Consider the following 23,398-nt stretch of genomic DNA (forward strand, 5'->3'; position numbering starts at 1 on the left):
TATCAGCGCGGATCGCGCCTCGCCGGAAGAGCCATCGCTACAGCGGGAGTAATGCCCCTCGACCGATCCCGCTCTGCGAGACGCTTGGTCTCCAGATGGTCGGCATAATAAAACTGTACCACGATGCCGAACACGACGAACAGCGGGCCGACGACATGGTCGTTGTTGGTAACATAAAGCAGCACCTGACCCGTCATCGCCAGGATGGTGCCGGCCGCGAAGATGTTCAGCGAGTGGCGGCCAAGCACTGTCAAAGGATTGTCTGAAGACAAACGCAGCCAGCGCGAGATGGCGGGGATGTTGATCACCAGATAAGCCAAGGCCAGCACATGCAGCAGTCGCGGCAGCGACAGGAATGTCTTGTCGAAGCCGATGATGACCGGCGGTAGTCTTGTCGAGGCCAGGAACTCGCCCAAAACCCAGAGCTTGAAGGTCACCCAGACGAAGGACAGCGCGACATAGCCGGCGGCGAGGCCAAACAGCGCCGGATGCTGCGGCAGCTTTCCGCCGCGACGAACGTGCATCATGCAGACAATGCCGATGACGAACAGGAACTGCCAGGACAGGGGATTAAGGAACCAGAAGCCTGGAAGCAGGAAGTTGTGAGGCGCGATCTGGTAGACGCCGGCTGCCATCCAGACGGTTGCCGAAATCAGCAACAACAGCTTCGGGCTGAGCGCCTCGAGCCAGAGGATCGCAGGCACCATCAACAGCAATGCGCCGTACATGGGCAGGATGTTGTTATATCCGATCTGGTGACCCAGCAGCAGCAGCGATGGAATACCTGCCGTGAGGTTGGTCAGCACAGGCAGGATGTTGATCTCGCACAGAAGGCCCGGGCGGCTGAACAGCCAGGCTCCGGTGATGAACAGGCCGATGGTCATGAACGTTGTGATCATGTGGGCCATGTATAGCGTTCCAGCGCGCCTAATAGCCTTATAGGAAGCCGCCAGCCTGTTGCCCACGACGAAGCGCCCGCCGTAGGCAAGCGCTATGGAGATACCCGAAATCAGAACAAAAGCCTCAGCCGAATCAGAGAAACCAAAATTCTTGGTCGTCAGATTTTCGAAGATCTGTCCTGGTACGTGATTGATGAAGATTGCGATCAACGCCAGCGCTCGCAGCACGTCGAGTCTGGTATCGCGCCCTCCGGCAACCGCTTGTGGGCCTGTTTTTCCCGTCGACAACGGATTTGTCCTGAGATTGGGAGCCATCAGGTTCTCTCCTGTTCGGGCTTGAAACGCGAAGGCGGCCAAAGGGTTCCCCCTTTTGGCCGCCTTCGTCAATTCGAGTCGGTTCAAAAAAGAGTGACTATTGGCCGATCGCGAATCCTGCGTCGGGATTGGCGATCTCCGTGCCGTTGATAGTGACAAGGTAGCCTTCCGCATTGGACGGTTTTGAGACCGAAATGCGATATTTTGTGTCTGAAAGATCAAGTTCAGCCGTAAAGCCGTCCCATGCCGAGGGCAAGGCGGGCTTCACGTGAAGGTGACCATTGGCGACACGGATCCCCAACAAACCTTCGATGGCGACACGGTACATCCAGCCCGCAGAGCCGGTGTACCAGCTCCAGCCGCCACGTCCGGCCAACTGTCCTTCGCCGTAGATATCGGCAGCAACCACGTAGGGTTCGACCCGGTATTGGTCGCTCGCAGCCTTGTCCAGAGCGTGGTTGACGGGATTGAGCAGGTTGAAGCAACGCCACGCATCGTCACCACGACCCATCTCAGCCAGCGCCAGGACAACCCACGTCGCGGCATGGGTATACTGCCCGCCGTTTTCGCGAACGCCCGGCGGATAGGACCGGATGTAGCCGGGATCGCGTGGCGACTTGGCGAATGCCGGTGTAAACAGCCGGATAATGCCCTTGTCGTCATCCACCAGCCGCTCGAGAACGGCATCCATGGCTTTTTCACCACGAGCCCGGTCGCCTTCGCCGGACAGGATGTTCCAGGATTGGGCAATCGAATCGATCTGGCATTCGAAGTTCTCGTTCGAACCGAGCGGTGTGCCGTCATCGAAATAGCCACGACGATAGTAACCGCCATCCCAGCCTGCCGTTTCCAACGCCTTCTTCAGTTCCGGCAGATGGGCCGACCAGCGTGCAACCCGCTCGCTGTCGCCACGGGCTTCGGCGTAAGGGATGAAGGATGTCAGCGTACCCGCCAGGAACCAACCGAGCCACGTGCTTTCACCACGGCCGAGCATGCCGACGCGGTTCATGCCGTCGTTCCAGTCGCCACCGAGGATCAGCGGCAAGCCGTTTCCGCCCTTGCGACGGATAGCAAGGTCGAGGGCCAGCGCCGCATGTTCGTAGAGGCTGACCTTGTCCGAAGAAACCTCCGGCTTGTAGAAGGCATCGTGCATCCCCGATGTCAGGGAAGCGCCCTCTACGAAGGCAAGTTCTTCGTCGAGCAGTGCCCGGTCGCCGGTCACGGTGCAGTACTGGTTGATCGCGTAGGCGAGCCAGACCACGTCGTCCGAGATATGGGTCCGGACGCCGGCGCCTGTTCCCGGCAGCCACCAATGCTGGACATCGCCTTCGTGAAACTGGCGCGAGGCAGCATTGAGGATCTGCTTACGGGCAAGCTCCGGCGAATGCGTCAGGAACGCCAGCGTATCCTGCAACTGGTCGCGGAAGCCGAAGGCGCCGCTCGCCTGATAGAAAGCGGTGCGTGCCATGATGCGGCAACCGAGGCTCTGATAGGGGAGCCAGGCATTGACCATGTTGTTCATCGCCTTGTCAGGCGTCGAGATCTGCAGCCGACCTGTGAATCCGTTCCAGAAGGTCTTGCTGGCCTCGAGCAGGTCGTCGAAGCTCTCCGACCGGATTGCCGCCACGAGAGCGCGAGCCTCCTCAGTGGATGCAGTATCGCCCATGTAGAAGCAGATATCCCGCTGTTCGCCAGCCTCCAGCGTCACATCGATGGCCATCGCGGCGCACGGGTCGCCCTCGAGATCGAGTGAGCCGGATAGGACGGCACCAGAGACGACAGCCTGCGGCAGCTGGATCGAACCGGCCCGACCGATGAACTCACGGCGGCTGGAGGAGATGCTACCGGCCGTTTCGCTGGAAGCCATGAAGGCGACATGACGCGAATAGTCGATGCTGTAGGGGTTGCTCGCAAACAGCGCTCCGGTCTCGGCATCCTGCGAAGACAGGATGAACGGCCCCGTCTTGCGCGGATTGTTGCCGAGAACCCATTCTGCATAATTGTAGAGACGCAGGCGGCGAACCGTCGTGCCCTCGTTGCGCAGCCGCAGGCGTGTCATCTTGACAGGACGCGTCCGGTCGACCGTCTGGGTGACTTCAAGCGAGATTTCGTCCTGCACGCTGGTGAAGACCGAATAGCCAAGGCCGTGACGGGCTTCGAATGCAGCGGATGGACGGCGCGACAGGGCCGCATAGGGCGTCATGACAGCACCGCTGACGAGATCGGCGACATAGAGCGCCTCGCCCGGACGGTTGATGACCATGTCGTTGGACCAGGAGGTCAGCTGGTAGTCGCGAGAGTTCGCGCTCCATGTGAAGGCAGCACCTTCGGCTGCGACGTGGAAGCCGAAATTCTCGTTGGATATGACGTTGATCCACGGCTGCGGCGTCGACTGGCCACCGAACAGGCGCACGACATATTCGCGGCCGTCGCTGGAGAAGCCACCATAGCCGTTCCAGAAGTCCAGATCGCCCTTGTCTACCATCGAAGCCGGCGCCGAAACTGGCTGCGTCGTCGTGGCAACCACGGTAGTACGCCGCATTTCAGGTTCACTTGTATGCGTCGAGGTCGCAAGCGAAGGCGCACGGGTGATCTGGTCGACGATCGTCCCGTTGCGGGCATGGAAGACGACGCGCGATGCCGCCAGCACTGCCTGGTAGGTTTCAGGCTCCATCAGGTCCTTGCGCGCTGCAAAGATATGCGGGCGCAAGCCTTCGCCCTGGCTCGAATGGCGGACGGATTCGCAAAGCGCATCCAGATCGTGCTGCATGTCCTGCGCATAGGACGCAGCCCGCTCGTTCATGATCACCAGATCGGCGATGATGCCGCGCGAACGTAGATATTCCTGGGCACTCAGCGCTTCCTTGGCGATTTCGAGATCGATATCGTCGTTGATGCGCAGCGTGAAGATCGGGTGATCGCCGGAGATCGCCAGCGGCCACAGCGCCGACTGCGGCTGCAGCCCTGCGTGGACCACGGCTGCCTCGGCCCTCAGGTGCATATCCGGATAAACCAGATAACGGGCCAGATGCTGGAATATCTTCGCATGTTGCGAAGTCACGCCGATCTGGCGCATCTGAACCTGTGTCCGGGTCCAGGCATGAACCATTTCCTGACCGAATGCATCGGGATTGCGGAAGCGCTCGACAGCCCTGTCGATATCTTCGCGGTTCGGGGCAGCGATCGTCCAGAAGATGACGCTGACCTTCTTGCCGGCCGGAACGCGGATGACACGGCGCAGCGAAAGGCAGGCGTCGAGCGTAAATCCATCGGTGCCGGAGAGGCTTGTGCCAGGGTCGAAGGCGGCGGCTTCCCCGAGGCTGCGGCCGCGTCCGATGAAGCGACGACGATCGGTTTCGAATTCGGTCGGTCGTTCGGAGCCAGCATTGTCGACGACCATGTGGGCCATCGTCATATCCGGTTCGTTTGGATCGCGCTTGTTGCGCTCGACGCGGATGACATCGCCAAGTTCGCCGATTTCGGTCTTGACGAACATCCGGGCAAAGACCGGATGGGCTGCGTCGACATCCTCGTTGGCGATGACGGGCTCGAGATAGGACGTCACTTCGATGAAGCGATCTTCGGAACCAGCATTGTGCAGAGTGACGCGCCGACCTTCGGCATCGTGGTCGGTGGCGATGATGCACTCGACGTCGGAGGTCAGCTCCCCAACCGTCTTGCTGTACTCGGCCTTGTCGTCGCTGAAGATGACGCTGGCCTTCTCGCCCTCGATGCTGCGCGGCTCAGATGTCGCCGACCACCACTGGTGGGAGACCGTATCGCGCAGGAATATGAAAGTGCCCCAGCGATCCTCCGTCGGATCGGGCTTCCAGCGAGAAACGGCAAGACCGTTCCAGCGCGAGTAGCCTGAACCTGTCGCGGTCAGCATGACGGAATAATGGCCGTTCGACAGAAGGGCGATTTCACGGTCCTGGCGCGCAGGATTGCTGATCTTACGGACTTCCGCCTTCAGCAGGTCTTCCTGGATGTTGGCCGGAGCATCGGTCTCGTGCTTGGCGGCCATGACCGGGATGTCGCGCGGTGCCTTTTCCTGAAGCAGCAGTTCGGCGGCCTCGATGACAGGATCGGCGTGGAACAGCTCGCGAAGCCTGCCGTTGAATGCAACGTTGGCGACGGCTGCGATCGACATGCCATGATGGTGGGCATAATAATTGTAGACGATCGCGAACTTCTTGCCGTCCGGGACGCGGGTCGGCGTGAAATCGACGGCATCGTGGAAGCCGTACATGCCGAGAGCGCCGACCTTGCGCAGTCGGTTGAGGTTTTCGAGCGCTGCCTCCGGATCGTACATGGCGGCCAGCAACGAGGCATAGGGCGCGATGACGGCATTCTGTCCGAGACCACGCTTCAGGCCAAGCGAGGGCACGCCGAAGTTGGTGTACTGATAGTTCATCTGATGGTCGCGGGCGTTGAAAGCCGCTTCCGAGATACCCCACGGCACGCCGAGGCGACGGCCGTAGTTCATCTGCTCGATGACGATCAGGTTGTTCGTCTGGTTGAGAATACCCCCTTGGCGCTCCTGCATGACCAGCGGCGGCATCAGGTATTCGAACATCGAGCCCGACCACGACACCAGCGCACCACGCGAGCCGACCGGCACGACCTGACGGCCGAGACGATACCAGTGCTCCGTCGGCAGGTCGCCCTTGGCGATGGCAAAGAGGCTGGTAAGGCGAGCTTCCGAAGCCAGCAGATCGTAGCAGGCAGCATCGAGCTCGCCGCTTTCGACACGGTAGCCAATCGACAGCAGGCGCCGTTCCGGGCGGAAAAGGAAGGCAAAATCCATCGAGAAGGCGATATCGCGGGTGCGATCGCGCAGGTTGATCAGCCGCTGGCGCAGTGCCTCGACATTGGAGAGGTCGAAGACGCTGTCGGCAATATGGGCTTCGCAGACCTGGATCAGCGATTCCGACCAGCGAATGACTTCAGCACTCTGCGGCGACTTGACCTCATGATCGAGATTGGCCGCGAGCTTCTTGATGTCGCGCGCGAGCACGGCAAGGTTGATGACGCGGATCGAGGCGAACTCATGTTCGCGCTTGACCGCCGCCAGCGCATTCTGGAAGCCGATGATGCGCTCTTCGAGACGGCGGCGGAGCGGCCGCACGGTCTTGCGGTCGTCGGGAAGATCGGCGAGGATTTCCTGGAGGACGCCGGAGACATCACCGACGCCATCGAGATTGCCCTGCATATGCGCCGACGGTGCTTCTGCCCAGATACGGCATGCCGAGGAAACCGCGATCAGGTGTCCGGCAAGGTTACCACTGTCCACGGCCGAGACATAGCGCGGCCCAAGCGTCTTCAGCGTATCCGTATGATACCAGTTGAGCAGGTGACCGCGGTATTTTTCCATCCGATCGACGGTGGCGATCGTCTGCTCGAGACGGGTGATTGTCTCCTCGAACGACAGCCAGCCGAAATGACGGGCTGACACGACCGACAGGAGATAGACGCCGATATTGGTAGGCGAGGTACGCGGGGCAACCACGGCGTGCGGCGTCTGCTGGACGTTGTCCGGCGGCAGGAAGTTCTGCTGCTCGACGACGAAGGCCTCGAAATAGCGCCAGGTGCGGCGCGCAATCTTGCGCAACTCAGTCGACACATGCTCGGAGACATGCAGCTGGTCTTCGGTTTCCGCCGACTGGCTGACATAGTAGGCGACGGCCGGCGACAGGACCCAGAGGACGACAAAGGGGATGCCGACCAGATAGGCGTTGCTGCCGCTGAGTGCGGCAAGCCCGAGGGCGAGCACCGCCAGAACTGGCGCCTGCCACATGACCTTGTAGTGGCCAAGAATGGTCGTCTGGGCCGCAGCTTGGGCGCTTGCAGCCGTACGCCACTGCAGCATGAGCTTGCGGCTGACGAAGGTGCGGTAGATGGACCGGCCAATGGCGTCTGCCATGCCGCAGGCAGAATCCGCCAGGAACACGATGCGCAGCGCCACCTGGGCATTGGCATCGCGGATATCAGTCCAGACGGTATAGAGGTGAGCGCGGGCGACGATATCGCTGGTGCGAGGGATGATGCCGTTGATAAGGCCGAGCGTCGGGGCGACGAAGAGGCAGAAGATCAGCACGATCTGCCAGATCAGCGCCGAGAACGGCGCCATCAGATACCAGCCGAGCACGGACGCGAAGAACCATGCGATCGGCGTCAGCGAGCGGCGCAGGTTGTCGAACATCTTCCAGCGTCCGAGGCCGGTAATGCCGCGCGAGGGATTGAAGATGTACGGCAGCAGCTGCCAGTCGCCACGCGCCCAGCGGTGCTGACGCGAAACCTCGACCTCATAGCGGATCGGGTAGTCTTCGACGAGTTCGCAGTCGGTGACGAGAGCGCAGCGCGCCATCGAGCCTTCAAGCAGATCGTGGCTGAGAACGGAGTTTTCATCGATCTTGCCACGCAGGGCATTTTCGAAGGCGTCGACGTGATAGAGGCCCTTGCCCGTGAACGTGCCCTCGCCAGCCAGATCCTGGTAGACGTCGGAAACGGTGAAGACGTAAGGGTCGAGGCCGCGATTGATCGAAAAGACGCGCTGGAAGACGGACGCGTCCTTGCCCGTCGTCAGTGACGGCGTGACGCGCGGCTGGAGAACACCGTAGCCGCTGATGACGCGCTTGGTTTCCGGATCGACCACAGGCCGGTTGATCGGATGGTAGAGCTTGCCGACGAGCTTTGTCACGGTATCGCGCATCAGGCGCGTGTCGGAATCCAGCGTCATGACATACTGGATGTCCTTCGGAATGACATTGGCGCCGGGAAGGAATGTCGTGTCGCGGTCACCCCGCAGCAGCAGGTTCAACTCGTGCAGCTTGCCACGCTTGCGCTCCCAGCCCATCCAGACGTCTTCGGCAGGATTGTAGAGGCGACGACGGTGCAGCAGGTAGAACCGAGTCTTGCCGTCGAAATTGTAGCGCTGTGACAGGTTGCCGATTTCGCGGCGCGCATAATCCAGCACTTCCAGATCGGCCGGCGTCTCCTCGACCTTGCTGTCCGGCCAGTCGCTGAGCAGCGCGAAGTAGATTTCGCCGCGCGGGTTGGCGAGATAGTGGACCTCGAGATTGCGCACCAGTTCGTCGACGCTGTCGCGATTGGAGATCAGCGTCGGGACGACGACCAGGGTGCGGGCGTCTTCGGGGATGCCCTCCTTGAATTCGTATCCGACAAGCCGCACCGGCGTTACGAAAAGGGTGATGAGGGTGTTGAAGAGCCCCGTGGCGCCTTCGGAGGCAGGCAGCGAGAACATTAGCAGCAGGACGATGGTCTCGGCCGCACCCATGCCGGCGCGTACCATGAAGGTGCCGACAATAGCCATGGCAAGAATGGTCAACAGCACGACCGGGCCGGCGATTGCAAACCAGCGAAGTCTGCGGACTTGGCGGACAAAATGCTGCACCGGCAGTGGCTTGTAGTGGATAGCCTCTTCCAGCTTCATGCGCTGTGTACCGACGAGGAAGCCGCCGACGTTCGGCTCGTGAGACTGGGGCTCGGCCGACGCCTTGGCCGCAGCCGTCATGTCGATGGCAATCTGGGCGATTTCGATTTCGGTCTTGTCAGACCGGCGCGCGAGCTTTTCGATCTGCTTGCGATATTTGTTGCGCGACCCGGCATCGAGGGCGCCATAGTCGGTCTCTGTCCAGAGCAGCTTGTCGACCTGACTGACCTCCTCGACCCAGACAGACCATTCTGTGTCATCGATTTCGCGCAGGCTGCGGATGATATGCCCCATGGTGGCATTGCCGGCGGCAAGCCGCGTGTGCTCGGCCATCATGACTTCTTCGGAATCGGTACCGGCTGCCGCCATCCGCTGCTCGAGCCAGTCGATAGCGAGGCTCGATGTCTGCGATCCGTCGCGCAGGCGGTAGAGGAACTGCGTCGCAAAGGTATTATCCTTCGTCAACGGCTCCAGCGATTTCAGATATTCTGCGCATTTTGCAGGCTCGGCGAGCCGGATCAGTTCGTCAGCTGCCTCGTTCGCCTTGCCGCGCATGCGGCGGCTGTGCTCGACCCGGATCGAGATGCGACGCAGGTTGTCGACCAGCGCGTAACGCACCAGCGACGGCAGCGCCCAGAGCTCGCCGATCTTGAAGATCTCGTGCTCCTGGAAACCATCGACGATGGCCATCAGGCCCTTGTAGGAGATCTGGCTATGGGTATGGGCGACATAGAGCCAGGCCACGGCGAGCGCGCGTGGCATGACCATGCCCTGAATGGTCATAGTCGGCAGCTGGCGATAGAATTTCTTCGGAAAATCCCGTCGAACTTCCTGGATTGCTTCTTCGACGATGTAGTGATTGTCCAGGAGCCATTCGGCCGCCGGCGTGATGGACTGGCCTGCCTCGACATCCGCCGCAGCCGCGCGATAGACGCGCAGGATTTCCGTTTCGTTCTCACGATGGCGGGCGAAGAATTCGAAGGGCTTGAAATTCGGCAGCGTATCGGCGCCGTCACGTGCGAAGGCCTCGCCGCACTCCCTCAGCTGGTCGTTGGACAGGAAGCTTGCGCGTATCGAATCGTTGAGATCGACAAGCTTTGCTTCAGGAGCGCGCGGCGAAGGGGTCGGGGAAATTTCAGCTGACATGGGGCGGTCTGGATCCAAACGGAGTAAAGAGCATTCGCCGACAGAGCCATAAGCGCGATCACCATTCTGAGTTCAAATCCCGAAGCCCACCAGGCGCCAGGTATTTGCAAATGGCAACTTTACCGCTGCATGACCAAATTCGGCGGAGATTTTCACGGACCTCATGAGCCGACGGCATCGCGCCGTGGTTCACCCGCTCCATGAAACCTTGGAAGCACTCAATATAAATCAAGTGAGCGCGGCGGCAAGATTACATCAAGGCGATCAAATTCATCATACATTCCCCAAATTGCACCGCGAATCTCGCCGGCTGGAAGCCAGCGTGAGACGTGCCTACTCCCATAGGCCGGCAAAGATGAACTTAAACTGAACTGACGCCCGAGATTGTTCAGGACAGCCGCCGGGCCTATACACCGTTCCTCTCGGGATAGGAAATAATTGACAGGAAGCGGATCGGCAGGGTGATCAGAACCTCCGGACCGTGCGGCGCGTCGGCATCGAAGAAAAGGCTGTCGCCCGGCAGCATCGTATAGAGCTTGTCGCCATGGCGGTACTTCACCTCACCCTCGAGCATGTAGATAAGTTCCAGGCCGTCGTGCTGGAAGGCCGGAAAGACATCTGAATCAGCGGTCAAGGTGATGAGGTACGGCTCGACCTGCAGGCCGCTGGCACTGTTGCCGATATGGCCGAGCAGGTTGTACTGGTGCCCGGCACGCGTGCCGCGCCGCTCGATCTCCAGCCCCTCCCCCGCCTTGACGAAAACCGCATTGCGCACCTCTTCAAACCGGCGGAAAAAGGCGGTGACGGGAACGCCCAGTGCGGCAGCCAGCGACTGGAGCGTCGTCAGTGACGGCGAGGTGTTGCCGTTTTCGATCTTCGACAGCATGCCGAGCGAGATGCCGGTGGCGGAAGCCAGATCGGCGCCGGTAATGCCGAGGGTTTTGCGGAAAGCACGGACCTCGCGGCCGATGGCCACTTCGAGATTATTTTCCTTGGGGTCGCGCAGGGAATGCGGATCCTGCTTCAGGATCGGCTTGGCTGGGATTGTTTTACTCGACGTTACGGTCGCCTCGACGCTCTTGCGCGTCGCTTTGTTGTTTTCCATCCGAATATCCCATGCTGCTCGACATCCAAGCTTACTTGTTTCGGCAAATGCTTGCTATCGGGCATAGTCAGAATTTCTGAGTCGGCATGGACTTAACAACAAAACGGCGGCCGATGTGGCCGCCGTTTTCAATCGTATTGAATGTCGAAATCAAATCCGTCTTGCATAGACGACAGGACCGCAATCCGCGTGGAAAACGATCAGGTCCCGACGCCGCACACCATGGCAGCAACAAACGCGAACGCGGCAGCAAAAAGCACCACATGCAGGACTGTCTCCCACCGGCGCCGTTTGGAGATACCGGCCGTGACCGCAAGCCGGCGTCGCTCGGAAGACGGACCAAGCTCGTCTACAGACGCATTCGACAGGCCTATATTTGCCATATGCTGCCTCCGTTAGAAAGTTGCGCTCAAGCGCGAGCAGCTGTTATCGGGGATTGATCGTCGCATTGGGAGAGATGGATTTCCGCCCTCTGCCCCGGAGTGAAAAAATTAATCTTCACGAGGGTCAAAACAGAGAATTAGCAAAGAATGCGACGAGCCCAGAGCAGGGTCCGCTCAATGGCTCCGTCGACGACTGTCGGCGCCAACTGCTGGCGCTGTGTGACAGCGGTTTCCTCGTCAGCCACGGAAGCACCGGCTTCGATGCGCTTTGCCCGGACGGGCGGGTGAAGGTAACCAAGGGTCATGCCACCCATGAAAAACATACTGCACCTCCAGACCTTGGCGATCACGAAAGTTAACCGCCGTTAACGAGATCATGACAGAAATGCGGCAGCTGTCAATAGTCTATGGCGTTGGTCGTGTTTAAACCATCCATTAACCATAATCAAAAAATATACACATAAAAACAGAGACTTAAGCCCGGGCGAAACCCTTGCTGGCAACCATGAGATTGCGTGTGTACTCTTCCGAGACGCGGCCTGCAGCAAGATCGACCGAGGCAAGCCGCTCGACCACGAAGCCGTTCTGCATGACGGCAAGCCGGTCGCACATGTGGGTGACGACGCCGAGATCATGGCTCACCATCACGAAGGTCAGATTGCGATCGCGACGGATCTGCTCGAGAAGATTGAGCACCTCCGCCTGCACGGAAGCATCGAGTGCGGAGGTAGGCTCATCCAGCAGCAAAATCGACGGCTCGACGATCAGGGCCCTGGCAATCGCCACCCGCTGGCGTTGACCGCCCGAGAGCTGGTGTGGATAGCGGAAGCGAAATCCGGCACCGAGGCCGACTTCGTCGAGCGCCCGTGTAATGCGCCGTTCGCCATCGTCTATCCCATGGATCAGCAAGGGTTCGAGAAGCAGCCGGTCGATCGTCTGGCGCGGATGCAGCGACCCGTAAGGGTCCTGAAACACCATCTGCACCTCGCGGTAGAAGCTCTTGCTACGCTTTGCGCCCTTTAGGGTTTCGCCGTCGATGCGGATCGTGCCTTCGCTGACCGGTGCCAGGCCCGCGACGGCACGCAGAAGCGTCGATTTTCCGGAGCCCGATTCGCCCACCAGCCCGAAAGACTGGCCTTTGTCGATGGAGATGCTGACGGCGTTCAGTGCGTAGTAACCGTCATAGATGACGCTGAGATCGTTGATAGACAGAGTGGTGGTCATAGCGCCCACTCCGGCTTGCGCTCGAGCACCGGCAGCGGATGGCGATCCTCGCCGATGACGGGCATGCAGTTCAGCAGGCCCCGCGTGTAAGGATGCTGGGCATTGCGCAGTTCGGACGCCGGCAATTCCTCGACGATTTTGCCGGCGTACATGACGATGACGCGATCACAGAACGAAGACACCAGCCGCAGGTCGTGCGATACGAAAATCAGCCCCATGCCGCGCTCGGATACCAGCTTGTCCATGATGCGAAGGACATCGAGTTGCACTGTGACGTCGAGCGCCGAGGTCGGTTCATCGGCGATCAGCAATTCCGGGCCGGCAATCAGCATCATGGCGATCATCACCCGCTGCCCCATGCCGCCGGAGACCTCGTGCGGATGAAGGTCGAAAACCCGTTGCGGCTCCCGGATTTGCACTGCTTCCAGCATGGCGAGCGCCCGGTCGCGGGCCTCCGCCTTGCTGACGCGCTCATGCGTGCGCAAGGTCTCGCAAACCTGCCTGCCGATCGTCATGACGGGATCGAGCGAATACTTCGGGTCCTGCAACACCATGGCGATCCGCTTGCCGCGCAACGCACGTCGCTCCTTGAGCGAGGCTTTCAACAAGTCTATACCGTTGAAATTCAAAGTATCGGCGGTGACGATCCCGTGCGACTGGGTGAGGCCCATGATGGCGCGGCCGGTCTGCGACTTGCCGGAGCCGCTTTCGCCGACAATGCCGAGCCGCTCGCGGCCGAGAGTGAAGGAAACACCGCGCACGGCCTCGATCACGCCGGTGCGGGTCGGATAGCTGACCTTCAGATTGTCGACTGTCAGCATGGTCATCGGCCACTCTCCTGCGGATCGAGGGCATCGCGCAAACCGTCGCCGAGCAGATTGAAGCCGAGACTGACGATCAGGATGGCAAAGCCAGGCATTGCCGCCACCCACCACTGGTCGAGGATGAAGCGGCGGCCGGAAGCGATCATCGCGCCCCATTCAGGCAGCGGCGGTTGAGCGCCGAGACCGAGGAAGCCTAGGCCGGCTGCGGTGAGGATGATGCCAGCCATATCGAGCGTCACCCGCACGATCAGCGACGAGATGCAGAGCGGCATGACATGGCGAAAAATAATCCGCAGCGGCGAGGCGCCCATCAGCCGGACGGCTGAAATATAGTCGGAGCGCCGCACCGTCATCGTCTCGGCCCGGGCAATACGGGCATAGGGTGGCCAGGAGGTGATGGCGATGGCGATGATGGCGTTCTGGATACCGGGGCCGAGGGCCGCGACAAAGGCGAGCGCCAGCACAAGCTTCGGAAAGGCGAGGAAAATATCGGTGATACGCATCAGCACCGCATCCAGCCAGCCGCCGACATAACCGGACACCGTACCGATCAGCAGCCCGATTGGTGCCGAAATGATGGCGACAAGCACAATCACCAGCAACGTCAGACGCGAGCCGTGCATGATCCGCGAAAAGATATCGCGTCCCTGGTCGTCAGTGCCGAGCAGATAGCCCTGGGCACCGGGCGGCAGCAGCCGGGCATTGGCGAGATCGCCGATAACAGGCGACTTGGTGGCGATCACATCGGCAAAGACGGCAATGAACAACAGGCCAAGGATAATTACCAGGCCGAGCACCGCCAGATGGTTGGCGGAAAACTGCCGCCAGGTGATATAGGCGCGGCCAAGCCTCGCCTGCAGCCGCGATTGCGGCCGGTCGGAGAGCAGCCATTGGCGGCGGGTGAGTGGCGCTGTTGGTGAGGTTGGACCCGTCATTGGCGTCGTGTCCTTGGGTCTAGTGTTCGGTAGAGAATGTCGGACAAAAGATTGATACCGATGAACACCGTGCCGATGACGATGGTGCCGCCAAGCACGGCGTTCATGTCGGCGTTCTGCAGCGAGTTTGTGATGTAGAAGCCGATGCCCGGCCAGGAGAACACGGTTTCGGTCAGCACCGACCCCTCGAGCAGGCCGGCATAGGAGAGCGCGATGACTGTCACCAGCGGGACCGCTGCGTTTCGCAGCGCGTGCGCCCAGATGACCCGGGTTTCGGAGAGGCCCTTGGCCCGCACTGCGACGATATATTCCTGGCCGAGCTCGTTCAGCATGAAGCTGCGCGTCATGCGGCTGATATAGGCCAGCGAGAAATAGCCGAGCAGGGATGCCGGCAGGATGATGTGGCGGAAGACATCAGCGAAGACGTCCCATTCGCCCTGCAAGGCGGAATCGAGCAGGAACAGGCCTGTGATCGGCGTGAACGTATATTCGTAGGTGATATCGATGCGGCCGGGAAAGGCTACCCATTTCAGCTTGGCGTAGAAGATCACCAGCGAAATCAGCGCCATCCAGAAGATCGGCACGGAATAACCGACGAGCCCGATGACGCGCACCAGCTGGTCGATCAGGCTGCCACGGCGCACAGCGGCCAGCACGCCGAGCGGCACGCCGATCACCGAACCGATGATCGTGCCGAGCGTCGCCAATTCGAGCGTGGCCGGAAAGGCGCGACGGATATCGGTCATGACGGGATTGGTCGTCAGCACCGAGGTGCCGAAATCGCCGGACAGCACACCCTTCAGATAGATGTAGAACTGCTCGTAGAGCGGCAGGTCGAGGCCGAGCTCACGCCGCACCCGCTCGATGACATGCGCCGGCGCCCGGTCGCCGAGGATAGCGAGAACCGGGTCGATCGGCACCACGCGGCCGATGAAGAAGGTTACGGCCAGAAGACCGAGATAGGTGGTGATGGCGATGCCGACGAAGCGTAGCACGGCCTTTACGATGGACATGGTGCGGCCAGTCGCGGGCCGCACCTCCATCCTGCGTTCAACTGTACTCAAGGGACCAATCCTTCCAGACTACTCCTTCGATATCGGCCAGACGAAGTTGGTGTCGAAGCTCGGACCAAGCGCAAAGCCCTTCAGGTCCTTCTTGTAGGCGGCGACTTCGATCTGCTGGAAGAGGATCGCAAACGGGCTGTTGTGCAGGAATTTCTTCTGCACGTCCTGGTACATCGCAGCGCGCTTGGTGGCATCTGGCTCGAACAGGGCAGCCCGGGTGATCTTGTCGAGCTCGGGAGTAACGAACGTGTTGCGCCAGGCTAGCGTCTTGGTCTTGCCGTCGTCGGAATTGTCCGGATTGGTGGTGAAGGTTTCCGCGTTGGAATTCGGATCCCAGTAATCCATGCCCCAGTTGCCGATGTAGATATCGTGGTTGCGGGCACGATATTTGGTCAGGGTCTGCTTGCCGTCGCCGGGAATGATCTCGAGCTTGATGCCGGCCTGTCCCAGCGTCTGCTGGATCGACTGGGCAACGCCGGTGATCGGCTCGATGTTGCGCACGTCCATGGTGACCGTGAAGCCATCCTTGAGGCCTGCCTTGGCCAGCAGTTCCTTGGCCTTGGCAACATCCAGCGTGAACGGCTTTTCCTCGAGCGCGCCGAGCACGCCCTTCGGCTCGAACGTCTGGCGGATTTCGCCGACACCTTTAATCAGCGTCTTGCCGATGGCATCATAGTCGATCAGGTAGCGGAATGCTTCCTGGACTTCTGGCTTGGCAAGGTTCGGGTTCTTTTGGTTGAGGCTGATGTAATAGACCGTGCCCTTCGGAGCATTGGTCACGGATACCTTGCCTTCCTTGGTCAGTTGATCGAGATCGCCCGGCTCGAGGTTGCGGGCAACATCGATGTCGCCGTTCTCGAGTGCCAGCCGCTGGCCGGAGCTTTCTTTCATGAATCGATAGATGACGCGGGCAAGCTTCGGCTTTTCACCGTAGTAATTATCGTTGCGTTCCAGCACGATCGCTTCGTTGGCGCGCCATTCACGCAGCTTGAAGGGGCCGGAGCCCGCATAGCCGGTCTTCAGCCACTCGTTGCCGAAATCATTGTCGTACTTGTAGTCGGCCGACGGGGTGACGGCCTTGACGTGGTCGAGCACGAGCTTCTTGTCGACGACATTGGCGACGGTAGACGTCAGGCAATTGAGAACGAAGGACGGCGCATAGGCCTTGTCGACCGTGAAGGTAAACGTGGTCGCGTCTACAGCCTTCGCCTTGGTAGCGACGTTATCGCCGGTCAGGCCGAACTGTGTGAGGATGAAGGCGGGGCTCTTATCGAGCTTAACTGCGCGCTCGAACGACCATGCGACGTCGTCGGCAGTGATCGGATTGCCTGAGGCGAATTTCAGACCCGGCTTCAGCTTGAATGTGTAGGTCAGGTGGTCGTCGGACACTGTCCAGCTCTCGGCCAGGTCACCCTTGACCTTGGTGGTGTCGGCTGTGTCGAGCCGGACCAGAAGGCTATAGGTATTCCCGGTGATTTCGGCGGTCGAAAGCTCGTAAGCTTCGCCTGGGTCCATGCTGATAATATCGTCGAAAGCAAAGCCCTCGACCAGCGTATCCTTCGGTGTTGCCGCAAAGGAAGCGACCGGCGCCGATGCGATGACGAGTGAAAACGCAGCGCTTGCCGCAAGGAGGCGGAAGTTGCGGTGGATAGTGCTGATGGTCATTTTCTATTCCCCTGTTTTTTAAAGTCTTATTTCTGCGAAACCTCAGTGACCGCTCGTCTCCCCCCAGGCGGACGCCAGGACCCGAAGCCAGTTTTCCCGGCATAATTTCACCAGATCGTCCTCACCATAACCAACGTTCCGGAGCGCAGCAATCAGCTTCTGGTTGCCGGCAGCATCGCCTATCTCGTCGGGAATGGTTGCCCCATCGAAGTCCGAGCCGAGGCCAACACAGTCGATCCCCATGCGCTGCACGAGATGATCGATATGGCGCACCATATCCTCGAGCGGCGTATCCGCCTCGGAGCGTCCGTCGGCGCGCAGCATGGCAGTTGCGTAGTTCAATCCGACGATGCCGCGGCTTTCCTTGATGGCGTCGAGTTGACGGTCGGTTAGGTTGCGCGCTACCGGCGTCAGTGCGTGTGAATTGGAATGGCTGGCGACCAGCGGCTGGTCGGTGGTCTTTGCCACATCCCAGAAACCCTTTTCGGTTATGTGCGCGAGATCGATCAAAATTCCGAGCTCGTTGCAGCGCCGGACCAGAGCGAAACCTGCCTGCGTCAGGCCGGGCCCGCTATCCGGCGACATGGGGAAGGCGAAAGGAACGCCGTGGGCAAAGACATTGTTGCGGCTCCAGACCGGACCGAGAGAGCGCAGGCCGGCGGCATGGAATGTTTCCAGCGCGACCAGATCCGCATCGATCGCCTCGCAGCCCTCCATGTGAAGCACCGCGGCAAAGATGCCTTTCGCCATGCACTCGCGGATATCGCCGATCGACCTGCAAAGCTTCCACGCGCCATCACGATCTAGGCGCAGCGCGATCGCAGCCATCTCATGGGCGATGTCCAGCGACGGAGAGCGCTCGAGCGGAGCTGCCATCGGCGTCACGTAATGACCGTTGCGGTCGGGTTCGGCGAAGACGAGATCGCCGGAGGGAATGTAGATGGCGCAAAGTCCACCGGCGAGGCCACCAGCTTTTGCACGAGCTGCATCGATATGGCCGCTCGTCGTTCCGTCCCGGAATTCGGCGACCGGATCGCTCCCCTTTTTCTGGTGCGACCATAGTCGCAGGAGAACATCATTATGGCCGTCGAACACGAGTTGCATATGCTATCCTGGGCAGGCTGCCGATCCATCGGAAGTGGCCAGCATAAAAAGGCTGACAGGATTCGCCATCCCCCGGAGAAAATAAAAATAGCGGTGGCATCCTGCGTCGAACGCACCACCTAAGGGCGGCAACGACGGCGACCCATCGCCCGCTGCATTATAAGGGAGATTTCCATGGCGCTTTCGATGTACCGCATGAGCATTCCGGTGTTTCAGCGTGGCTTGGCCACACTCACGACCTATCTCGACAAAGCAGATTCCTACGCGACGGAAACAGGCAAGGATCCCGCGACATTGGTCGAGGCCCGCCTGGCACCCGACATGCTGACGCTGTCAGGCCAGATCCAACGCGCTTCCGACACGGCCAAGCTGACCGTGTCGCGCCTCTCCGGCATCGAGGCGCCACGCTTCGAAGACACCGAAACGACCATCGCCGAACTGCGCGCCCGTGTGGAAAAGACGACAGCATTCCTGTCCTCGGTTGCTGCCGACGCGCTCGAAGGCAGCGAGACCCGCGAGGTGACGATATCGCCTGGTGGTGTCGCTACGACGTTCCGGGGCGACGACTATCTCGCAAGCTTCGCATTGCCAAATTTCTATTTCCACGTCGCCATGGCCCACGCCATCCTGCGAAACCAGGGCCTCACCATCGGCAAGAGGGACTATCTCGGCCCGCAAGGCTGACGTCCCGATTCGCCAATTGCTGATCAGGGCCGGTATGTCACCGGCCCGTCCTCGGTCAGCTCCGTATAGGCCAGCGTCTGGTCGAGATGCCGGGCCCGGACGGACAGCAGCCGCTCGGCATAGCGCAGCCGGGTGGCAAGGTAGGCTGGCTCTTCCGCCAGATTGCGAAGCTCACCCGGATCGGCCTGCAGGTCGAACAGCAGCGGCGGTAGGCCGGCGAAATGGACATATTTGAAGGCCGCATCGCGGATGACCGACAGATTGCATTCGTTGGGCCGCAGACCGAAATGCTGTTCCGGCAGAGAGTGGCGGATATCGCGGAAATCAAACTCCCAGAATGCCGCATCCCTCCAGCCGGCGGGTGCCGCGCCGTTCAGGAAAGGCACCAGCGTCTCGCCATCGAGGTGATTGTCCGCATCGAGGCCCAGCCTGTCGCAGAGCGTCGGAAAGATATCCACCGAGCTGGTGAACTGCTCGATGACGGTGCCGTTGCCGGTGGCCTTGGGATCGCGGACCACCAGCGGGATATGATAGCTGCCGTCGAAGAAGCCACCCTTGCCCAGCGTCCAGTGGTCTCCGGCCATTTCCGCATGGTCGGAGGTGAAAATGATGACGGTCTTGTCCCAGACGCCGGCATCCTTCAGTGCCTGACAAGCCCGTCCGATCTGCGCGTCAACCTCGGCAATCATGCCGTAATAGATGGCCCGGATGGCGCGAAAATCCTCTGACGACCAATCGCTGAGCGGACCGTCGCCACCATGGATATAGTAGCCCTGGTTGTTTTGCGGCATCGCATAGGCGAGATAGGGATGCAGAGCATGCTCGGCTGCAACCGTCTCGGCACGCGCAAACTCGGGGCCGTCCTCGGGCGCAAACATCGTGTTGTAGGGCGCAGGCACGGAAAACGGCGGATGTGGCCGCAGCAGCGACACATGCGCAAACCAAGGTGCGTCCTGTTCGCCCAGCCAGCGCTCGAACTCGCCGATCAGAAAGGCCGTCTGGGTCTCGTCCTTGGAATAGGACGGCGCACCGTTCGTGATTTCGCCGGGGTTGGCGCCGACCGGAATGTGGATGTGGCGACTGGTCGCCTCCTCATGGCCGCGCGCCCTCAGCCAGGACAGCCACTGCTTTTCGTGCTCCGGCAGCAGTTGGCGGGCAGTAAAGCCTGGCAGGACGCCTTCATAGGTCGTCATATGCGGATCGGCACCTTGGAGGCTGCGCGGGTCGGGCGCCGTATCGGTATAGCCGAAAAGGGTCGGCTCGTAGCCGCCGCGCCGGGCGGCCAGCGCCAGGTTGTCGAAGCGTGCATCCAATGGCGACCCATTGCGGCAGACACGGGTGTTCATCTGGTAGAGACCGGTGTAGAGCGTCGCCCTCGCCGGCGAACAGGGTGCGGTGCCTGCAAAATGGCGTTTGAACAGAACGCCTTCCGCCGCAAGCGCATCGATATTCGGCGTCCGCACGGCGGGATGGCCGACAGCCGAAAGACAATCGCCGCGCCATTGATCGGCGGTGATCAGCAGCACATTTGGCCGTTCCGAGATGTCCATGTCAGTGATGATTGGATTTTGCATGCCAGTTCCAAGCCGATTGAATGATCTGCGACAGGTCGTATTGCGGTACCCAGCCGAGAACGGCTTTGGCATGATCGTTGTTGGCGACGAGCGTCGTGGAATCACCCTCGCGGCGGCCTGCATACTCTACCGGAAACGGCTTGCCGGTGACGTCCTCGATGGCCGACAGCAGTTCCTTGACCGTCGTTCCCGTTCCCGTACCAAGGTTGAGCGCCACGGAATCACCGCCATCGAGCAGGTACTGGACCGCTCGCACATGGGCATCGGCGAGATCGAGCACATGGATATAGTCGCGCACGCAGGTGCCGTCGCGCGTCTCGTAATCGCTGCCGAACACCTTGAAGCCGGCCCGGCGACCGAGCGCCGCATCGATTGCCAGCGGAATTGCGTGAGTTTCCGGTTTGTGCCATTCGCCGACGCGGCCCTCGAAATCGGCACCGGCGGCATTGAAATAGCGCAGGATCACCGAGCGGAAGCCGGTATAGCGGTCATAGTCGGCGAGCGCCTGTTCGACGATGTATTTGGTCTGGCCGTAGGGATTGATCGGCACCTGCCGATGGGTCTCGTCGAGCGGCACGCTCTGCGGCAGGCCGTAGGTGGCGCAGGTTGAAGAGAAAACGAAAGCTTTTATGCCTGCCGCTTGCGCCGCAGAGAGAAGAGTGAGAGTGCCCACCACGTTGTTTTCATAAAACGCGACAGGATCCTTCACGGATTCGCCCACTTCGATCAGCGCTGCAAAATGCAGGATGGCTGCCGGCTTGTGCCGGGCGATCACCTCGTCGAGGCGGGCGCGGTCACGAATATCGCCTTCCTCGACCGGCCCCCATCTGACGAACTCGCGATGACCATTCGAGAAATTATCGTAGACGACGGGCACGAAACCCTTGTTTGCGAGATCGAGGCAAGTGTGCGAGCCGATATAGCCGGCACCCCCCACAACGAGAATTGTTTCCCCGGCCATGCAACGCTCTCCTCTATCTAAGCTGCGAAAGACTTAGACGAGTTGGGAGACAAGAAAAAGGCATCGGCGGTCGAAAATCAAAGTCTGACCGTCGCGCATCGCTGCGTGACGGATATGGGCGGAAAACCGATCTTACTTGTGCCCATCCCGCTGCGATATGAGCGAAAGCGGCTCGACGCTCTTTCCGAGGAGCGCTATCCGAGCCGATTGCATGCAGAAGCGATAGACCGGCCATTCCAGCCGGACACAGCAAAGCTGCCCATGCCGGCGACATGACCTCTCTCGATTTGAAAATACCGCGTGCTGACAAGGCGAGGCTTTTAGGCCCGGCGGGATGCCTACTTGTTGCGCATCAGCCAGATCTTACCAGCCATGGTGATTTCATGGCAGTCCAGTTCGGGCGATTCTTCCTGGTTGCAGCGCTCGATGAGGCCCATTTCGCGCAGTTCTTCCAGGGTGGTATTGGTGAGGAATTTAACCTTCTGCGGCCGCTCCTTGAAGCGGTCGGTCTTGGCATAGGTCACCACGGCGTTCAGGTGAGTCCACTTCTTCGGTGGCAGCGGAAAAAGCTTCCCGTCCTTGGCAAGCTTCAACCCTCTGATCTGAGTCGGTGTGAGCGTAATCATCGTGTGTCCTTGGATGCTAAAAGTTGTGCCTGACGGCCAAAAAGAGGGCTTGATCGACCCTCTTGTTTTTCTCTTGAAGCTCTCCCTAGCAGATCAATCGGCAAAAAGATAAGGATCTGTGCACGCCGATAGCGTTTCAGCGCGATCAAGGCTAACGCAACCCCACAAAATGCGGGCACTGACGTAACTGTGACGCTTGTTGCGCGTGTTCTTGGGAGGAACCAATACCTGGCTATACCACCGGCAAGGGTTCACCCCATGTCAAAGTCCACAATGGCTCGCCGGCCGGCATATGCGTATAGGTAAAGCGCTCGGTCACATCAGTGCCAATCACATCGACGATCCATTCCGTCGGTGAGCGGCGACAAAGCGCCTTCTGTTTTAACCAGGAACTGAATTGCTGTTTGCTCCCGCAGGCAGTTTCCGTTTGTCCGTTCGGCAGCTCAAAAGCCCAGTGTATCATCGCCATGCTCTAACTTTAAAAAAGTCGGATAGCAGGCAATACTTACGGCTGCCTGAAGGCAGACCGTCCAATAGCACAGACTTTTCGATTGGATTCCTGCAGTGCGCCAAGCGAAATTGGCAGGACAGGCATAGAAACGCGGCAACCTTTGAAGGCTGCCGCGTCTATGACACTACTCGGCTGCGTCGGCCGAATCGGCATTGAGCTGCCCGTATTTCTCGGCGCCGATCTTGGCGAAAAGTTCGAGTTGGGTTTCGAGGAAGTCGATATGCCCCTCCTCATCGGCAAGCAGCGTTTCGAAAAGCTTCATCGAAACATAGTCGCCGGCATCATGACAGATATCGCGCGAAATCTTGTAGGCGGCACGCGCGTCGTATTCGCCAGCGAGATCTGCCTCCAGCACTTCCTTGACGGTCTGGCCAATACGCAAGGGTGCGAGCGTCTGCAGGTTGGGATGGCCTTCGAGGAAAATGATGCGGGCGACGAGCTTGTCGGCATGCTGCATCTCTTCGATCGATTCGGCGCGCTCTTTCTTGGCAAGCTTGGTGTAGCCCCAGTCTTCGAGCAGCCGATAATGCACCCAGTACTGGTTTACGGCACCGAGCTCGAGGAACAATGCCTCGTTAAGCCGCTCGATGACTCTTATGTCGCCTTTCAATGTCCGCTCTCCTTTGGTCTTCGTGGAACTTTTTGAGACGGGACATGAAATCAACTATTTCGACATCCGTCGAGTGGCGACGGGCGTGATAGTCTTCGGTTGTCTGTATGATCAGGTCGACCACGCCGGGAAAACAGCCGCAGCAGCGTCCGCGCTTCGACATCGCATGATAGACCTTCGACGGCACGATCAGCTGCCAACAGTCTTCGTCGAGCAGCTCGTTGATGACTGCCCGGATATCGTGATCGGTTATGTAATTACAGCTGCAGACCAGCATGGTTCTTCAGTCCGTCAAACATGACACTTGCTATCCTG

The 23,398-nt window shown here is 60.0% G+C and carries 18 protein-coding genes; 1 reads left to right on the plus strand and 17 read right to left on the minus strand.

The genetic code is table 11. From position 1 onward, the window contains the following. Positions 1-2: 2 nt before the first annotated feature. From J5289_RS01325 to J5289_RS01375, 11 genes are all read right to left on the minus strand, one after another. Positions 3-1,214, minus strand: a complete 1,212-nt coding sequence (locus J5289_RS01325; protein ID WP_209185355.1) for an OpgC family protein — start codon at positions 1,212-1,214, stop codon at positions 3-5. Between the two features lie 97 nt (positions 1,215-1,311). Further along, a complete protein-coding gene (locus J5289_RS01330) occupies positions 1,312-9,813 on the minus strand; it encodes a GH36-type glycosyl hydrolase domain-containing protein (RefSeq protein WP_209207498.1) in 8,502 nt (2,833 codons plus the stop codon). Between the two features lie 406 nt (positions 9,814-10,219). Beyond that, on the minus strand, positions 10,220-10,918 hold the full coding sequence (locus J5289_RS01335; protein ID WP_247749232.1) for an XRE family transcriptional regulator: 699 nt from the start codon (positions 10,916-10,918) through the stop codon (positions 10,220-10,222). A gap of 200 nt (positions 10,919-11,118) precedes the next feature. Next, a complete protein-coding gene (locus J5289_RS01340) occupies positions 11,119-11,301 on the minus strand; it encodes a hypothetical protein (RefSeq protein WP_142824575.1) in 183 nt (60 codons plus the stop codon). A gap of 137 nt (positions 11,302-11,438) precedes the next feature. Then, positions 11,439-11,624 carry a hypothetical protein gene (locus J5289_RS01345; RefSeq protein ID WP_142824574.1) on the minus strand — a complete coding sequence of 62 codons (186 nt, stop codon included), beginning with the start codon at positions 11,622-11,624 and terminating at the stop codon, positions 11,439-11,441. Positions 11,625-11,775: 151 nt separating this feature from the next. Continuing rightward, a complete protein-coding gene (locus tag J5289_RS01350; RefSeq protein WP_209207497.1) occupies positions 11,776-12,525 on the minus strand; it encodes an ABC transporter ATP-binding protein in 750 nt (249 codons plus the stop codon). Continuing rightward, the gene (locus tag J5289_RS01355; RefSeq protein ID WP_209187650.1) at positions 12,522-13,352 is read right to left on the minus strand and encodes an ABC transporter ATP-binding protein; all 831 of its coding nucleotides are present in this window, start codon (positions 13,350-13,352) and stop codon (positions 12,522-12,524) included. The genes J5289_RS01350 and J5289_RS01355 overlap by 4 nt, the downstream gene beginning before the upstream one ends. Further along, complete coding sequence (locus tag J5289_RS01360) at positions 13,349-14,284, minus strand: ABC transporter permease (protein ID WP_209185359.1); 936 nt, start codon at positions 14,282-14,284, stop codon at positions 13,349-13,351. Before J5289_RS01360 ends, J5289_RS01355 begins: the two co-directional genes overlap by 4 nt. Continuing rightward, complete coding sequence (locus tag J5289_RS01365) at positions 14,281-15,348, minus strand: ABC transporter permease (protein WP_209185360.1); 1,068 nt, start codon at positions 15,346-15,348, stop codon at positions 14,281-14,283. Before J5289_RS01365 ends, J5289_RS01360 begins: the two co-directional genes overlap by 4 nt. An 18-nt stretch (positions 15,349-15,366) precedes the next feature. Continuing rightward, positions 15,367-17,013 (minus strand): ABC transporter substrate-binding protein, encoded by a 1,647-nt coding sequence (locus tag J5289_RS01370; protein WP_209185361.1) that lies wholly within the window; start codon positions 17,011-17,013, stop codon positions 15,367-15,369. A 42-nt stretch (positions 17,014-17,055) separates the two neighbouring features. Then, on the minus strand, positions 17,056-18,117 hold the full coding sequence (locus J5289_RS01375) for a dipeptidase (protein WP_209185362.1): 1,062 nt from the start codon (positions 18,115-18,117) through the stop codon (positions 17,056-17,058). 174 nt (positions 18,118-18,291) lie between these two features. Here J5289_RS01375 and J5289_RS01380 point away from each other — a divergent pair, with 174 nt between their 5' ends. Further along, a complete protein-coding gene (locus tag J5289_RS01380; RefSeq protein ID WP_111222057.1) occupies positions 18,292-18,801 on the plus strand; it encodes a DUF1993 family protein in 510 nt (169 codons plus the stop codon). 23 nt (positions 18,802-18,824) lie between these two features. On the opposite strand, the gene J5289_RS01385 is transcribed toward J5289_RS01380, so the two are convergent. From J5289_RS01385 to J5289_RS29700, 6 genes are all read right to left on the minus strand, one after another. Further along, positions 18,825-20,375 (minus strand): alkaline phosphatase family protein, encoded by a 1,551-nt coding sequence (locus tag J5289_RS01385; protein WP_209185363.1) that lies wholly within the window; start codon positions 20,373-20,375, stop codon positions 18,825-18,827. After that, positions 20,353-21,336 (minus strand): UDP-glucose 4-epimerase GalE, encoded by a 984-nt coding sequence (galE, locus tag J5289_RS01390; RefSeq protein WP_209185364.1) that lies wholly within the window; start codon positions 21,334-21,336, stop codon positions 20,353-20,355. The genes J5289_RS01385 and galE overlap by 23 nt, the downstream gene beginning before the upstream one ends. A 338-nt stretch (positions 21,337-21,674) precedes the next feature. Then, entirely contained in the window at positions 21,675-21,962 is a 288-nt protein-coding gene (locus J5289_RS01395; RefSeq protein WP_111222061.1) for a hypothetical protein, read from the minus strand. Between the two features lie 232 nt (positions 21,963-22,194). Beyond that, complete coding sequence (locus J5289_RS01400; protein WP_209185365.1) at positions 22,195-22,431, minus strand: hypothetical protein; 237 nt, start codon at positions 22,429-22,431, stop codon at positions 22,195-22,197. Positions 22,432-22,597: 166 nt separating this feature from the next. Beyond that, a complete protein-coding gene (bfr, locus tag J5289_RS01405) occupies positions 22,598-23,083 on the minus strand; it encodes a bacterioferritin (protein WP_111222062.1) in 486 nt (161 codons plus the stop codon). Then, complete coding sequence (locus J5289_RS29700) at positions 23,049-23,360, minus strand: (2Fe-2S)-binding protein (RefSeq protein WP_111222063.1); 312 nt, start codon at positions 23,358-23,360, stop codon at positions 23,049-23,051. Before J5289_RS29700 ends, bfr begins: the two co-directional genes overlap by 35 nt. Between the last annotated feature and the right edge of the window lie 38 nt (positions 23,361-23,398).

Source organism: Rhizobium sp. B230/85 (genome assembly GCF_019355735.1).
Classification (GTDB): domain Bacteria; phylum Pseudomonadota; class Alphaproteobacteria; order Rhizobiales; family Rhizobiaceae; genus Rhizobium; species Rhizobium rhododendri.